Annotated in this window: 13 protein-coding genes; 5 read left to right on the forward strand and 8 right to left on the reverse strand. The window is 55.0% G+C overall.

From position 1 onward, the window contains the following. Positions 1 to 13: 13 nt before the first annotated feature. On the reverse strand, positions 14 to 322 hold the full coding sequence (locus tag HMPREF1487_RS01980; protein ID WP_010794920.1) for a PepSY domain-containing protein: 309 nt from the start codon (positions 320 to 322) through the stop codon (positions 14 to 16). Between the two features lie 173 nt (positions 323 to 495). Here HMPREF1487_RS01980 and HMPREF1487_RS01985 point away from each other — a divergent pair, with 173 nt between their 5' ends. Then, positions 496 to 1,578, forward strand: a complete 1,083-nt coding sequence (locus HMPREF1487_RS01985; RefSeq protein WP_010794921.1) for a patatin-like phospholipase family protein — start codon at positions 496 to 498, stop codon at positions 1,576 to 1,578. A 62-nt stretch (positions 1,579 to 1,640) separates the two neighbouring features. Further along, on the forward strand, positions 1,641 to 2,750 hold the full coding sequence (locus HMPREF1487_RS01990; protein ID WP_010794922.1) for a DNA topoisomerase IB: 1,110 nt from the start codon (positions 1,641 to 1,643) through the stop codon (positions 2,748 to 2,750). Positions 2,751 to 2,766: 16 nt separating this feature from the next. On the opposite strand, the gene prmB is transcribed toward HMPREF1487_RS01990, so the two are convergent. The 4 genes from prmB to HMPREF1487_RS02010 form a co-directional block, all read right to left on the reverse strand. Then, entirely contained in the window at positions 2,767 to 3,675 is a 909-nt protein-coding gene (gene prmB, locus HMPREF1487_RS01995) for a 50S ribosomal protein L3 N(5)-glutamine methyltransferase (protein WP_010794923.1), read from the reverse strand. Between the two features lie 73 nt (positions 3,676 to 3,748). After that, positions 3,749 to 4,612: a rhomboid family intramembrane serine protease gene (locus tag HMPREF1487_RS02000; RefSeq protein ID WP_010794924.1), complete on the reverse strand. Its 864-nt coding sequence runs from the start codon at positions 4,610 to 4,612 to the stop codon at positions 3,749 to 3,751. Continuing rightward, complete coding sequence (locus tag HMPREF1487_RS02005; RefSeq protein ID WP_010794925.1) at positions 4,609 to 5,580, reverse strand: metallophosphoesterase; 972 nt, start codon at positions 5,578 to 5,580, stop codon at positions 4,609 to 4,611. Before HMPREF1487_RS02005 ends, HMPREF1487_RS02000 begins: the two co-directional genes overlap by 4 nt. Then, a complete protein-coding gene (locus HMPREF1487_RS02010; RefSeq protein WP_010794926.1) occupies positions 5,580 to 6,464 on the reverse strand; it encodes an NAD(+) kinase in 885 nt (294 codons plus the stop codon). The genes HMPREF1487_RS02005 and HMPREF1487_RS02010 overlap by 1 nt, the downstream gene beginning before the upstream one ends. Positions 6,465 to 6,567: 103 nt before the next feature. Between HMPREF1487_RS02010 and HMPREF1487_RS02015 the strand changes: the two genes are divergently transcribed. Beyond that, positions 6,568 to 7,464, forward strand: a complete 897-nt coding sequence (locus HMPREF1487_RS02015; RefSeq protein ID WP_010794927.1) for a DUF1853 family protein — start codon at positions 6,568 to 6,570, stop codon at positions 7,462 to 7,464. A gap of 1 nt (position 7,465) precedes the next feature. Here HMPREF1487_RS02015 and HMPREF1487_RS02020 read toward each other — a convergent pair whose 3' ends face one another. From HMPREF1487_RS02020 to HMPREF1487_RS02030, 3 genes are all read right to left on the reverse strand, one after another. After that, positions 7,466 to 8,371, reverse strand: coding sequence for a 1-aminocyclopropane-1-carboxylate deaminase/D-cysteine desulfhydrase (locus HMPREF1487_RS02020; RefSeq protein WP_051370204.1), 906 nt, complete (start codon positions 8,369 to 8,371; stop codon positions 7,466 to 7,468). 29 nt (positions 8,372 to 8,400) lie between these two features. After that, entirely contained in the window at positions 8,401 to 9,741 is a 1,341-nt protein-coding gene (locus tag HMPREF1487_RS02025; protein ID WP_010794929.1) for a hypothetical protein, read from the reverse strand. Between the two features lie 221 nt (positions 9,742 to 9,962). Continuing rightward, complete coding sequence (locus tag HMPREF1487_RS02030; protein ID WP_010794930.1) at positions 9,963 to 11,996, reverse strand: NADPH-dependent 2,4-dienoyl-CoA reductase; 2,034 nt, start codon at positions 11,994 to 11,996, stop codon at positions 9,963 to 9,965. Positions 11,997 to 12,213: 217 nt separating this feature from the next. Between HMPREF1487_RS02030 and HMPREF1487_RS02035 the strand changes: the two genes are divergently transcribed. Together HMPREF1487_RS02035 and HMPREF1487_RS02040 are read left to right on the forward strand one after the other, a co-directional pair. Then, the gene (locus HMPREF1487_RS02035) at positions 12,214 to 13,209 is read left to right on the forward strand and encodes a carbon-nitrogen hydrolase family protein (protein ID WP_010794931.1); all 996 of its coding nucleotides are present in this window, start codon (positions 12,214 to 12,216) and stop codon (positions 13,207 to 13,209) included. Continuing rightward, the gene (locus HMPREF1487_RS02040; RefSeq protein WP_010794932.1) at positions 13,206 to 14,243 is read left to right on the forward strand and encodes an AraC family transcriptional regulator; all 1,038 of its coding nucleotides are present in this window, start codon (positions 13,206 to 13,208) and stop codon (positions 14,241 to 14,243) included. The genes HMPREF1487_RS02035 and HMPREF1487_RS02040 overlap by 4 nt, the downstream gene beginning before the upstream one ends. Positions 14,244 to 14,298: the final 55 nt, after the last annotated feature.

A 14,298-nucleotide genomic window follows, 5' to 3' on the forward strand; every position in this document is an offset into this window, starting at 1 on the left:
CTGCTACCCAGGCTCAATCGTCCTGTACATCCTTGAGCACTTCGCCCGTTGCGGCATCGAGTTCCAGATCCCATGTCACACCTTTCTGGTCACGTAACTCAACCTGATAGATATAGCGTCCATATTCTTCTTCCAGCTCAGTGTCGTGAGTCGTCGAGCCAGGATGCTTGGCGATAGCCGCCTTGTTCAATACGTCGAAGGATTTGATGGTACCTGCCTCACGCAGCTTGAGCGCTTCGTCAGGTCCCAGGTCGCGGGCTTGGGCCGCACCGGCCAGGGCGGTCAGGCTGGCAGCGGCAATCAATGTAGTCAGTGCTTTCATGTGTATGTCCTCACGGGTTATTCAGTGAGTTCACCTTAACGAGGCAGCCTTAATTCAGCCTTAATCTCATTTTGGAACTACATGGTCAGCCCAACGGTCTTTCGCAATCAATGCCATACCTGCTCCGCATCGCGGCGGTGCGTTTGTATACTGGCTGTCCGTATGGAGTCCTCATGACAGCTATTCACATCAAATCTCCTTCCCTCATTATCCGCGCGGGCACGCAAGCGCTGGCGCATATTCGCCAACAGGGCCTGTCACCTGCGGACGTAGGTATTATCCCGGGCGCAGCAGGCGGCCCGAAAGCACTAGGCTTGCAAGGGCTGGACATCGCGCTGTTTGGTGAATGGCTGCCTCGCTCACCACGGGTGCGCGCATTGGTTGGCGCATCCATTGGGGCCTGGCGCTCCGCATGTGTCTGCCTACCGGATCCGGCAGACTCATTACGCCGGCTGGGCGACCTCTATAACGGATTGCATTTTCCCAAAGGTATTGGAATCAGGCAGATCAGTCAGATTTGCGAAAGCATGCTGGATGAACTGCTGGGTGGGCGTGACGAGGCGATTCTGACCGCCCCAGGCTATCGCCTGAACATCATGATTGTTCAGGCATTGGGCCCTCTGGCCAGTGACCAGCGCCGAACATTAAGCCTTGGCCTGGGCGCAGTGATCCGCGACAACCTGATAGCACGGTCTCGTCTGACTCGCCATTTCAGCCGTATCGTGGCCCATGATTTGCGCCAGGCGCCGCCGCTGGATGAACTGAATGATTTCCCAACGCAGTACCATGCGCTTCGCCCCGACAACCTTCGCCAGTCGCTGCTGGCGTCAGGCTCCATTCCACTGGTCATGGAGGGCGTAACAGATATCCCTGGCTTTGGCTCCGGCACTTACCGTGACGGGGGACTGCTCGATTACCATCTGGATCTTCCCTATCGCGGCAATGACATTGTGCTCTATCCACATTTTATCGATCGCATCATTCCTGGGTGGTTCGACAAGGGCATCTTCTGGCGCAAGGCCAATACACATAACCTGCGAAATGTGGTGCTACTGGCACCCTCACGGTCTTACCTTGAGCGGCTACCTGGTCGAAAGCTTCCCGACCGCAAGGATTTCACCCGTTATGCAACCGACCCTGCCACACGGCAACGTCACTGGCATACAGCGATGGCGGAAAGCCAGCGACTGGGTGATGAGTTTCTGAAGCTTGCCGAAAGCGGCCGGTTAAAAGATCAGATATTGCCTCTCGTCTAGAGCGACGAACCGGCTACTAGCCCTGCGGTCTTCATAGAAAGCAGTCCACAGCCGGTGTTTTCATGTCAGAGAGTGCCTCATTTATTCCCCCGACCGCCGAGGGTACGCTGCCCGCCCCTGGAGACGAGCGCGACGATACAGGTACAGCCCTGTGCCCCCCGCTACCCTCGGACCTTCACTATGTGGATGACACGCAGCCGGGCCTGCGGCGAAAAAAGCTGCGCGGGAAGTTTATCTACCTGGATGCCCAAGGCGAACGTATTCGCGATCAGGCTGAAATTGACCGCATCAACAAACTGGCCATTCCACCCGCCTATACGGATGTCTGGATCTGTGCCGATCCCTGTGGCCATTTACAAGCAACGGGGCGGGACGCCCGGGGGCGCAAGCAATACCGATATCACCCACGTTGGCGCGAAATCAGAGACACTGACAAATACGAACGGATGCTGGAATTCGGCAATGCCCTTCCCAAACTGCGCAAGCGGATAGAAGAGCATCTGGCGCAACGCAAGCTGAACCGGGAAAAGGTCATGGCGACCGTTATCAGCCTGCTGGACGCCACCTTGATTCGCGTAGGCAATCAGCAATATGCCAAAAGCAATAAATCGTACGGCCTGACAACCCTGCGTAACCGACATGCAGACGTTACCGGCAATACGATTCGCTTTCACTTCCGCGGCAAAAGCGGCGTTGAGCACAACATCAAGCTGACAGATCCGAGGCTTTCACGTACCGTCAAGCGCTGCCTTGAGCTACCCGGCCAACACTTGTTTCAGTATCTGGATGAAGATGGCGATCGGCATACAGTCACTTCGTCAGACGTAAACGCCTACCTGCACGAACTCAGTGGTGCTGATTTTACTGCCAAGGATTACCGCACCTGGGCAGGCAGTGCCTTGGCTCTGTCTACGCTCAAGTCACTGCGCTACGAAACTCAAACTGAAGCCAAAAAGCACCTTCAGGAGATGGTCAAGCAAGTATCCAGTATGCTGGGCAACACACCAGCAGTATGCCGCAAGTGTTATATCCACCCGGGCGTCATGGATGCATTTATAGCTGGCGAACTCGGCTCGCTACCCAAGCCGCGCAAACGCAAGGGACTTCGCGAAGAGGAAGTCGCCCTGCTCATGTTTTTGGAGCGCCTGGTCGAGAAGACGCAGGCAGCTTAGGTATTCGAGCCGCCTACTAGAGGCGGCTCTGGAACAGCGATTGATGCTCCTGGCACTGCTTGGCAGACAGCAGAAAGACCCCGTGACCGCCCCGCTCGAACTCGAGCCACGTAAAGTCGACTTCAGGATAAAGCGCTTCGACGTGTACCTGACTATTGCCCACCTCAACGATCAACGTGCCGGTGTCAGTGAGGTGATCCGCGGCTTCAGCCAACATTCGGCGCACCAGATCCAGCCCGTCTGAGCCACAGGCAAGGCCCATTTCCGGCTCGTGGTGATATTCAGCCGGCATATCGGCAAAATCTTCTGCGTCCACATAAGGTGGATTTGACACGATCAGGTCGAAACGCTGCCCTGGCAATCCAGTAAACCCATCCCCCTGCACGGTATAAACCCGGTCTTCAAGGTCATGCCGCTCTATGTTCTGCCAGGCGACCTCCAATGCATCAAAGGAGAGATCGGCCAGCGCTACCTCTGCATTAGGGAACGCATAAGCACAGGCAATACCAATGCATCCCGAGCCGGTACAGAGGTCCAGGATTCGAGCAGGCTCATGGGGTAGCCAAGGCGCAAAGCGGGCATCGATCAATTCGGCAATCGGTGACCTTGGCACCAACACACGTTCATCAACCATAAACAGCAGCCCACAAAACCAGGCTTCGCCTAACAGATAAGCCGTCGGAATGCGCTCCTGAATCCGTCGGTGAAGCAGGACGCTCAAGTCGTAGCGTTCATCATCTTCCAACCGACAATCCAGGTAGCTGTCAGACATTTCCCAAGGCAGATGCAAGGCGCCTAACACCAGCTGCCTGGCTTCATCCCACGCATTGTCGGTGCCATGGCCAAAATAAAGCCCTTCGGCGTGGAAGCGGCTCACCGCCCAACGGATATAGTCACGAAGAGTGCGTAAACGGGATTCGGTCATCTAGGGCTCCTTTTCAGCGGCATAGTGTAGCCTTGCAGCTCTGCCCACGAAACGTCAGATGCACTCCTCCAGTCTAGCGGCGCGTCCTGGCAATCAGGCCACCCAGAACGCCCGTTACACAGCCGGCCAGCAGACCTCCTACATGAGCGCCATTGGCAATGGCACCAAAGCCAAGCACATCAATGGCGCCGGTCAGACATATACCCAGCCAGGCAAGCATCATGATGACAACGCCCTTTGGCATTCGATACGCCGGGGTGGGTGCCAACAGCTGGAATAACCAGCAATGGCCCAGCAGGCCATAGAGCACACCTGACAATCCGCCAAACAGTGCCGGGCCACTCCACCAGTACTGCACAAGGTTGGCTGCCAGTGAAAAGAGGAAGGTTAACGCCAATAGCATCCACCCCTTTTGACGAAACTCAATGCGGCGCCCCAGCTCCCAATACCACAGGGAATTCATGGCCAGATGCAAAACACCAAAGTGCAGAAACATGGGTGAAACAAACCGCCACCACTGATTTTGCTCAAGAGTATAGGAGACGGGATAGAACTCGATGTACGTATCGTAAAGCCGAAAGTCTAGAAAGGTAAGCCAGCGAACAGCCTCATAACGATCGCCCAACAAGGTAATCGCAGCCACGATCAGTGTGATGAGCAGGACGCCTGCAGTTACAGGACTTGCCCGTAGCTGCTCCTTGAAGCCAGGCCGAGTTACAGCAGGCCGAACATCAGAGATCTCACCGGCCGTGTCCCCTTGCGGATAGCGTGCATACAGGTTACGCACCTCGTCTACCAGTCCCGGATCAGTAACCCACACCACTTGTGCATCGCGTTCTTCAGTCACTCGGTGAGGAATATGCAGACGACGGAGTAATTGCGTAAACCCTAGCAGGTCCGTTTCGAGTCCTACACGTAACGCAGGCTGTGAATTCATTCCGCCCCTCCTGTTGACGGCACATCGACCCAGACGAATTTCTTTGGATCCAGACGATGCTCCTCATCCAGCCGATACGCCACCAGCTTTCCGTTGTTCACGGCACTGTAATCCAGACAGGCGAGATTAGGCCGTATCGGTTCAGGATGACCGTCGAGCCAGTAATGCCCTACAAACAGCAGCGGCTCATCGATGCCATAACACATCAAGCTGGACTTCTCGGTTTCACTCAGCCGCTCGCAGGCCACATCATCCGGCAAACCATCTGGCTGAAAGACAATATCGCCGTATGTCTGCGGGTCTTCCTCCCAGAATTTGGTTCGGAACCGACCGCGTGTGAAGCCATCACGCCCCGTCATTTTCATGCCGTTGGGCAGCGGCAGGGAAACGCCATTGAGCAGCCGAGAGCAGGCGCGATTAGCCAGGCTCCCCGGAATGGCCGACTGCTGAATGAATCGCTCATCGATATACCCACCCGGATAGACCTCATCAATGGCAGCAATCAGGGACGAATCCCAATAGGCATGTACCAGCCTGAAACGTCCAGCATCGATATACAAGGGCAACTCATACAGCCATGTGAGAAAGTCATTCCACTCCGTAGAATGGTGATCGAACTGCACCAAGGTCGTCTGGATCACCCGCTCGTAACGAGAGGTATGCTCACGAACGTATCGCTTGTGACTTTCTGGCGGCGCCGGCGTGTGCCAGCTCAAGGCATTGATTTCATGGTTACCCAGCAGGCACATTGCCTGGCCTGCCTCCACCATGTCACGAATGCAATGCAGCGACTCTCGCACATGAGGCCCACGATCAAGGATGTCCCCTAGAAAGAGCGCCATCCTTCGCGGATGCTGCCAGACACCGTTGTGTCGGCGATAGCCCATTTGGTCCAGCAAACGTTCAAGCACATGAGCGCAGCCGTGAATATCGCCTATCAGGTCATAGCCACGATCAGGGTCAAGCATCAATCATTCCCCAGACGGCTGCTCCAGCCGAGCTTCGTCCGGCAAACCTCGTAATAGTTATGATCCAGTGGGTGGATGAGTCGCAGTTTGTGCGGCTTTTTCTGGATGGTTACGACGTCACCAGGCGCGCAATTAAGATGATTCTGTCCATCACATGAGACCTGCGGATAGATCTGCATGTTCGGCGAGACCACGATTTTCAGCTCGCTGTCGCCACTGACTACAATGGGGCGGCTGGACAAGGTATGTGGGTACATCGGCACGATGACAATTGCATCCAGTTTGGGATGCATGATGGGCCCTCCGGCTGACAGCGAGTAGGCTGTCGAGCCTGTGGGTGTCGCGACGATAAGCCCATCGGCCTTCTGAGCGCAGACGAACTTGCCATCGATATGCAGGGCAAACTCGATCATGCGGGTCGATTTGCCCGGATGCAGGACAACATCATTCAGGGCATCGGCCTGACCAATCGTTTCTCCCTCGCGACAAACAAAGGCGTCCAGAAGAAAGCGTGTCTCGACGATATATTGTCCCTCAAGCACCTCGGCCACCTTGGTCTCAAGCTCATCGGGACGAATATCGGTCAGGAAACCCAGATTGCCACGGTTAATACCCAGAACAGGTACACGCGGGCGCGCCAGTACACGTGCCGCCCCCAGCAGACTGCCATCGCCTCCTACCACAATAACCAGATCGCAGACCTCGCCCATGGTTTTACGAGAGCAGGTTTCCAGGCCGTGACCGGGCATGACCTCGGCGATGATGTCTTCTAAGATCACATGCAGGCGCCGCGCCAATAAGAATGTTTTGAGCCGGCGAATGGTATCCAGCACTTGAGTGCTGCCCAGACGGCCGATAATGCCGATTTTCTGAAAAGAGTCCATACGCGGCCGTAGCCCTTCTATGGCAGGAATGTCGATAAATTATGCGGGCAAGCGGCAAGGCACAGCAAACCGTACACCCTTGTCCAACTCGGCGTATGCTTGAATGATGAGCAATCCATTCCAAGCACTGGCCGTACTGCCTTACACGCTTCGCCACCCAGCGGTGCGTGATCTGGCCTGGGTAATCACCTCTCCGCCCATCCTGGACCGAGCGGAACAACGTCACCCCTTGGCTGCAAGCAATTGGACAGCAAAACCTGACAAATTAGCCGATTGGCTCCATGAGCTTGATCGAAGTCCTGCATTGCTGACAGGCTGGCTTACCCAGGGAAGCGACCGCCGCCTTGGGCGGTACTACGAATTGCTCTGGCAATTTGCCCTCACCCATGCCCCTGGGGTTGAGTTGCTGGGAGCCAATCTACCGCTCCGTACGGCGACTCATACGCTGGGCGAGCTTGATCTCCTGATCCGAGATGATGAAGGCGTTCATCACCTTGAAGTAGCGGTTAAATATTATCTGGCAACGGGCCTTCCGCAATCACCGGAATGGTTGGGCCCAGGTGGCGAAGATCGACTCGAACGCAAGCTGAGTCATTTTCTAAACCGGCAGTTACCCTTGTCGCAGTCTCCGGAAGCACGCGTTCTGTTTAAAACACTCGGTATCGTCTCTGTCCAGCCTTGGCTATGGATGGGCGGTTATCTGTTTTATCCACCCGCGGGTGCCACACCATTTCCCAGCTGCTCCCCACATCATTTGCGGGGTTTGTGGCAACGCTTTGATAAAGCGAAGCCTGAAGAGGAAGGCGCATGGAAACTACTTCCCAAGCAGCGCTGGCTTGCGCCTGCACACCGACACGATGGACATGCTCTATTCGACTTCAACGTCGAGCCACATTGGCCTCGGTTACTTGTGCACTTTGACGAGGAAGGTCAGGAAGACCACCGTTTATTCTGGATACCTGAGACATGGCCTTTTATACCAGAAAGGGCCGAACACTGATCTATGACTTCAGCAGCTTTAACAGGTTGTCCTGCATCGCCCGACGCCCCTGTAGACCGCCCGTATGCAGCGCTATAATGCGCTGTCCGGCTGGAATATCTCCCGCCTCAACCGTACGGCGAAGCGCCAGCAATAGCTTGCCTGTATAAAGTGGCTCGAGTGGTATTTGTGTTTCGGTCTCGAACGAGGCCATAAAGCTGGCCAATTCGGCATCAATACGTGCAAATCCTCCTAAACTCGCATCGAGCCAACGGATATCTGCATCAGGTTGACCCGCCTCGCGCACCCAACGCGCCACCTGATCGGGAACGTTGTAGCGCAGCGGGACAGATAGCGTCCCGATGACAGGATGTCTGCCAGCCTCTCCTACAGCCAGACCGGCCAGTGTCGTTCCCGTACCAGCAGCCACCCACAGCGCATCATAATCAGACCAGCCAATCGTGTTCAGCTGCGTCTTAATATAAGCAACCAGAGGTATACACCCCTGCATGCCCAGCGAGCCACCGCCCCCTTCGGGAATAGGCAAATAGCCTGGGTAACGTGCCAGCCATTCACCCCAGAACTCGTCATCGCGTCGGGCCCGATAACCTCCGTAACCCAACCAGTGCAACTCCATTTTCCATTTGCGCAGGTCATCAACTGTTGGCGTACTCTGCGGCTCGCCTCTCAGGAGCCCTACAGTTTTCAAGCCGAGCCGTTGTCCAGTAGCTGCAAGTGCATGCAGATGATTGGAGTGCGGGCCACCGAGGCTAATCAACCCTGAAGCCCGTTCGATATGCGCCTGCTGGAGGTAAGCCGCCAGCTTATAACTCTTGTTGCCGGAAACCAGAGGGTCCACTTCATCAAGGCGAAGCAGTGCCAATCGGACTCCCGCCTTGCTCAGCCATGTGGTTGCAACTTCTTCCAGCGGTGGACTTTTTAACAACAAGTCCAATGTTAACCTGCCTGGTTTTTCAAAAACGCCGCTGTTTGATGCTGAAGACAGCAGTCAGACTCGCCTCGAATGAACTGGCGAGGTGAGTCAACACGTTGGAGCGGCTTACTACACGGCATGCCACCCGGTAATGCCCTTTGGCAAACAGGATGCTTGTAATGAGAAAGCCATTGCTCGTAATGCGGTTGTGTCACCCGGCAGTGCATAGCTGTGTAAGCCAATGGGCTTTCAACAAACCGCATGACATCCGCGCGTGACAGTGTCATGTGCCCTGCACCAGGCTGGTAAGTCACGAATATGACGCCACTGTCTGCCATTCTTTCAAGCAGCTTGCTGCTACTCCCCGCTTCAAGCCGTGCACATTTCGCCTTGAGCTGCTCGAGCTCTTCTTCCAATTGCGAATCCAGCTCCTCCCGATAAGCCAGCTCAACTTCCCGGATGGCCAATTGTTCCTTGTAGTCGGCTACTGCCGTTTCGATACGGGCCTGCTGCTCGGCCTCGAATTGAATCTTGAACGCCTCGAGCTTGTATTCGCTGTTTTTCTCCAGGGCTCGCAATTGCTGAGTCAGCTCATTTCGAGTCGAACGATACTGACTGGCCTCCTGCTCCAGCTTTTTCATCAGCATACCGTTCATCCGCTCCTGCTCAGCCAAGGCAGTCTGCAGGTGCTCGGCTTCCTGCTTGAGCTGAACCAGCTCCTCTTCATGCTTGCGCGTCAGGGCGAGGATACGCAGCCGCTGCTGGCGCACAAGGTGATCCATCTTTGCCTGATGCTCTTGTTCGAGATTGGCCAGATCAACATGTACAGTCGACGCAGAGGGCTCTTGAACATACCACTGATGCTCTTCTGCCATATGAAGCTGTTCAGGTTTGACTTCGTCAACGACAGCCTCGGTACGGGCCAGCCCAAGCTGATTACGCTTGATGCATTCTCGAAGCTCAATCAGGTCATTTCGACCTGCGACAAGTTCAGGGTCCCACAGGCTGGGCTGATGCCAGGAAATCGGACACTGACTGCGACAGGCAAGCCTGATAGGTCCTGCACCCAGATCCGGGCCACGCCCGGCGCGCTCGGCCATTTCGCGTAGCGGAATGTTCCAATTGGGGTCTGCAGCCCCCGTACGGGTGAAATCCAGATAGAAAAATACACCTGATCGGATGCACAGCTGTAGATCGATCGTCACATAGGCCAGCCGAACTCGCCGCTGGGCGAATTGGGGCAATGCAAAGAAGGCATCCAGCAATGCTTCGAATTCGTGATAGAGCATTTCTTTGATGACTGATCCTTCTTCATCAAAGAACAGCACCGCTTCGGCTCGTTGAGCCTTATTCAATGTATTCATGGGGCAGTCCTCGACCCATTGGAAAAGCGCATGACTCATAGGCGCCTTGGCACCGGACGTACAACCGGACAGCACAACACTTTTATTTAAGGCACATCGGCCCTAAACCCATTGCTACAGTCTAGGGCCTTTCAGTTAAAAGACTAGGTGGCTTATGTGAACGACTCAGCACCTATGCACATTATTGTTTGGCAAGCTGTTTCAGTGCATGCAGTCAGGTTTCATAACATCGCTGCCAGGCGGGCACCCTGATTGATGGCCCGCTTGGCATCAAGCTCTGCAGCCACATCCGCCCCTCCAATAACATGCACACGCTGTCCCGCCGAAGACAGGGCATCCATCAGGTCTCGCTTGGGCTCCTGCCCAGCGCAGACAATGATGGTATCAACGGCCAGAACCCGAACGTCTTCACCAATTCGGATATGCAACCCTTGATCATCAATACGGAGATACTCCACCCCGTTCAGCATTCTTACCTGACGGTGTTTCAAGCTGGTGCGGTGAATCCAACCTGTTGTCTTGCCCAAGCCTTCGCCCATCTTGGTCGCTTTACGCTGCAACAGATAAACCTCTCGAGCAGGGGGTGTAGGCTCAGGCGAAATACCTGTAACTCCCCCTCTGGCCTGTAGGGTCGTGTCGATTCCCCACTCTCGCCAGAAGGCTGTCGGACTCAAGGTATCCAGATGCGCCTGATGAGTGACAAATTCAGCCACATCAAATCCTATTCCTCCCGCACCAATAACCGCTACCCGTGCACCAATGTCCTTATGTCCGTATATGGCGTCCAGATAGTTGATGACAGACGGATGCTCAATACCCGGGATGGATGGCGTACGCGGTACGATTCCTGTCGCTAAAACGATATCGTCATAGCCTCCCTGAATCAGCTCTTCAGCCCGTACCTCGTGCCCCAGCCTTACGGTAACGCCTGTAAGCTCAAGACGTTTACCAAAGTAGCGAAGCGTCTCGTTGAACTCCTCCTTGCCCGGTATACGCCTGGCAACATTGAACTGCCCTCCGATAATTTCGGAGCGCTCAAACAGAGTCACTGAATGGCCCCGCTGTGCTGCTATGGTGGCTGCCGCCAAACCCGCCGGTCCTGCACCAATGACTGCGATACGCTTGGTCTTACTGACAGGGCTGTAGTTGAGCTCGGTTTCATGGCACGCCCTTGGATTGACTAGACAGCTGGTCAGTTTGCCCGCAAAGGTATGATCCAGGCAGGCCTGGTTACAGGCGATGCACGTGTTGATCTCATCTGCCCGTCCTGTAGCAGCCTTTATAACGAACTCAGGATCAGCCAGGAACGGGCGCGCCATGGAGACCATGTCCGCCTGCCCTTCTGCCAGTATGCGCTCTGCCATATCCGGCATATTGATGCGGTTGGTAGCTATCAAGGGGATATTCACTCTACCCTTCAGCTGAGCAGTTACCTGACTGAATGCTCCCCTTGGCACCAGTGTCGCAATCGTGGGAATGCGCGCCTCATGCCAGCCAATGCCGGTATTGATCAGCGTGGCGCCAGCCCGCTCGATCGCCTGGGCCAGTTGCACAATTTCTTCCGGACCACTGCCGTCCTCTACCAGATCCAGCATAGACAGACGGAAGATTACGATAAACGCCTCACCCACTGCTTCTCGAATCTGCCGTACCACTTCTACAGCCAGGCGGATACGGTTCTCATAGCATCCGCCCCACTCATCCTCACGGTGGTTGGTTCGCGCCACGATAAACTGATTGATGAAGTATCCTTCCGACCCCATCACCTCTACACCGTCGTAACCCGCGAGTTGAGCCAATCGGGCACACCGGACGTAGTCATCGACCTGCTTGTAGACTTCCTCGGTAGTCAGTGCCTTTGGCTTGAAAGGGTTGATAGGTGCCTGAAGAGCCGAAGGGGCGACAAGCTTTGGGGTATAGGCATAACGTCCTGCATGAAGAATCTGCAGGCAGATCTTTCCATCACAGTCATGAACCGCCTGAGTGACTGTTTTGTGGCGGTAAGCCTCTTCCTCAGTAGTAAGCTTGGCCGCACCGCTATACACCGCACCCTCCTCGTTGGGCGCAATCCCTCCAGTCACGATCAGACCAACTCCACCGCGGGCACGCTCGGCAAAATAAGCCGCCATGCGCTCAAAGCCATCCGGCCGCTCCTCAAGCCCTGTATGCATGGATCCCATTAGTGTTCGGTTTCGCAGCTGGGTGAAACCCAGGTCTAGCGGCTCAAGCAAGTGAGGGTAATGAATAGCAGTCACGGGAATCTCCAAGGCCAATGGCTAAAAGCCTGTTATGGACGTTATGGGAAAAACATAAGCTGCCTGTCCCGCAGACTCAATCACCGTAAATGACAACTCATTAACCATGGTGCACACCCCCGGCTTGGCTTTTAAAGGCATTTTCCCTACCCTGACGTGGAATTTTCAGCCAGAGTGTTCAAGCCCTTGGGCACGCCTGGTTCAACGCGGAGCTTTAATGCGCAAGTTTGTATTTCTATTCATCATCTGCATCTTCGCTGCAGTCGCAGGCTGGATAGCCCAACGGCCGACCTTTCATTATTTATCGGATTTGCGAAGCGAGCTGGCAATCAATGCAGGCGAAGCCAAGGGCCACGGCAACCTGCTGGCGATTCAGCCGGAGCTGTTTGCACTCGACTACCAGACCCCTGAGCGTCTGCGACTGAAGCTTGAAGGCTACCTCGCCAAAGCCCAGCGCGAGGGATTGCTCAATGACAAGACGATTGTGGTATTCCCCGAGCATATTGGAACAGGGCTTATGCTTACTGGCGAGAAACCTATCGTTTACAACACTGCCCAGCTAAACGAAGCTCGCCAGTGGCTAGCCCTCAGCAACCCCGTCAAGTTCACCCGTGCCTGGCTTGCATCAAAAAGCGATCAGCGATTCGATGAAGCCCTGCTGAGAATGAAAGCCTGGGATATGGCAGGAAATTATCAGATCCTGTTTGGCGGGCTGGCTCGCCAGTTTTCGGTTACTGTTGTGGCGGGCTCGATCGTTCTACCCTCTCCACGCATGAAGGAAGGCCTGTTACGGGTTGGCACAGGTAAGCTCTACAACACCTGCGTAGTGTTTGATCCAACGGGCCATCCACTGGCAAAACCGTATCGCAGCCCCTGGCTATCCGGCAAAGAACATCCTGGCATCACGCCACAAGTCATCGAAACTGCTGCCGGTAAGCTAGGCGTCATCCTAGGCAGCGACTCAATTGACATGCAGGCGAACGTAAAGACGGACCTTTTGGTCATACCCGCCCTGAGCGAGCGCAGCACGCTGGACATACGCCAGGCACTTCAGGCTACCGGGGCGCATGCTGGCGTTCAGGTGTTTGCCAGCGGTCAAGCATGGGGGCTTCGCTCAACGCCTCAGAGCAAGCTTATGCTCAAGGAGCAACCGATTCTCACGCCACTCGATACCCCACAGGGCGGCGCCAAGTTGCTAAACCTCTGGCTATGAATCGAAAGCGCCTGCGCCTGGGTGATTTATCAGTAGGATTTGTCCACGCCCTGGCCAACGCGGTACGTGCCAGAGGCCACGATCCAACGACGCTGTTGCTCCGCTTCGGCATTGATGACTCGACGTTTGCAACACCAAATGCACGCCTGTCCATTCCCCGATACATGCGACTGGGACATGCTGCCATTCAACTTACCCAGGAGCCTGCTCTAGGACTGGATATCGGCCAGCAGAGCCTGCCTGTCCATCTGGGCCTTGCCGGCATAGCCAGCCTGCATGCACCAACACTGGGAGACGCCGCTCGTACGCTGCTGGATTATGAATTGTTGTACGGCAGCAATTACCGTGGACAGTCTCGCTTCACTCGCCAAGACAGCCATGCCTGGATGCATTTCTACTCCATCAGTCCTTACAACGATTACAACCGATTCGTGGTAGACCAAGTACTGTCTGGATGGATCGCAATGCTAGGAAACATCACAGGTAATCCTGTAAGGCCAACCAGGGTCCTGATCGAATATCCCCGCCCCTCCTGCACGGCATCTTACGACGAACGCTTTGGCTGCATGGTGGAGTTCGGTGCAGAAACCAATGCAATCATGCTTGATGCCAAGACGTTGGCCTTTCCAGGTCTTAGTTATTTTCCAGGCACCTGGAAAGCGCTTCTGGACATCTGCAGAACTGAGCTGCAGCAGATTACACGGCAACACAGTCTAACCGAGCGTATCGTATCTATACTCGGCCCTCTGCTAAAAAACGGAGAGCCTTCGCTTGAAGAAATTGCAAAGCGTCTACAGATGCCTGCCTGGACACTGCGACGAAAGCTGGCAGATGAGGGAACACGTTATCTGGATATTTTGAACGATACGCGTCGAGAGCTTGCTATAAGCTATATTCGCGATACAGATTTAAGCTTTGGAGAAGTGGCGTACGTGCTTGGCTTTGCCTCTGCCGCTGCGTTTCAGCGAGCGTTCAAGCGTTGGACACTCCTGACTCCAGGAGATTTCCGCAAAGCTATTCGCAAGGAAGGTTAAGCGTTTATGTTTGCAGTAGTGCTTGCTCACTAAACCTGACAGTTAACGAAGCAAG

It is taken from the genome of Pseudomonas sp. HPB0071 (assembly GCF_000478505.2).
Taxonomy (GTDB): Bacteria; Pseudomonadota; Gammaproteobacteria; order Pseudomonadales; family Pseudomonadaceae; genus Chryseomonas; species Chryseomonas luteola.

What these genes read in the sequence shown, in the direction of transcription:
- HMPREF1487_RS01990 (WP_010794922.1), top strand. Translation starts at nt 1,641, where the DNA reads ATGTCAGAGAGTGCCTCATTTATTCCCCCGACCGCCGAGGGTACGCTG.
- HMPREF1487_RS02005 (WP_010794925.1), bottom strand. Translation starts at nt 5,580, where the DNA reads ATGCTTGACCCTGATCGTGGCTATGACCTGATAGGCGATATTCACGGC.
- HMPREF1487_RS01985 (WP_010794921.1), top strand. Translation starts at nt 496, where the DNA reads ATGACAGCTATTCACATCAAATCTCCTTCCCTCATTATCCGCGCGGGC.
- HMPREF1487_RS02015 (WP_010794927.1), top strand. Translation starts at nt 6,568, where the DNA reads ATGATGAGCAATCCATTCCAAGCACTGGCCGTACTGCCTTACACGCTT.
- HMPREF1487_RS02000 (WP_010794924.1), bottom strand. Translation starts at nt 4,612, where the DNA reads ATGAATTCACAGCCTGCGTTACGTGTAGGACTCGAAACGGACCTGCTA.
- HMPREF1487_RS02035 (WP_010794931.1), top strand. Translation starts at nt 12,214, where the DNA reads ATGCGCAAGTTTGTATTTCTATTCATCATCTGCATCTTCGCTGCAGTC.
- HMPREF1487_RS01980 (WP_010794920.1), bottom strand. Translation starts at nt 322, where the DNA reads ATGAAAGCACTGACTACATTGATTGCCGCTGCCAGCCTGACCGCCCTG.
- HMPREF1487_RS02025 (WP_010794929.1), bottom strand. Translation starts at nt 9,741, where the DNA reads ATGAATACATTGAATAAGGCTCAACGAGCCGAAGCGGTGCTGTTCTTT.
- HMPREF1487_RS02010 (WP_010794926.1), bottom strand. Translation starts at nt 6,464, where the DNA reads ATGGACTCTTTTCAGAAAATCGGCATTATCGGCCGTCTGGGCAGCACT.
- prmB (WP_010794923.1), bottom strand. Translation starts at nt 3,675, where the DNA reads ATGACCGAATCCCGTTTACGCACTCTTCGTGACTATATCCGTTGGGCG.
- HMPREF1487_RS02040 (WP_010794932.1), top strand. Translation starts at nt 13,206, where the DNA reads ATGAATCGAAAGCGCCTGCGCCTGGGTGATTTATCAGTAGGATTTGTC.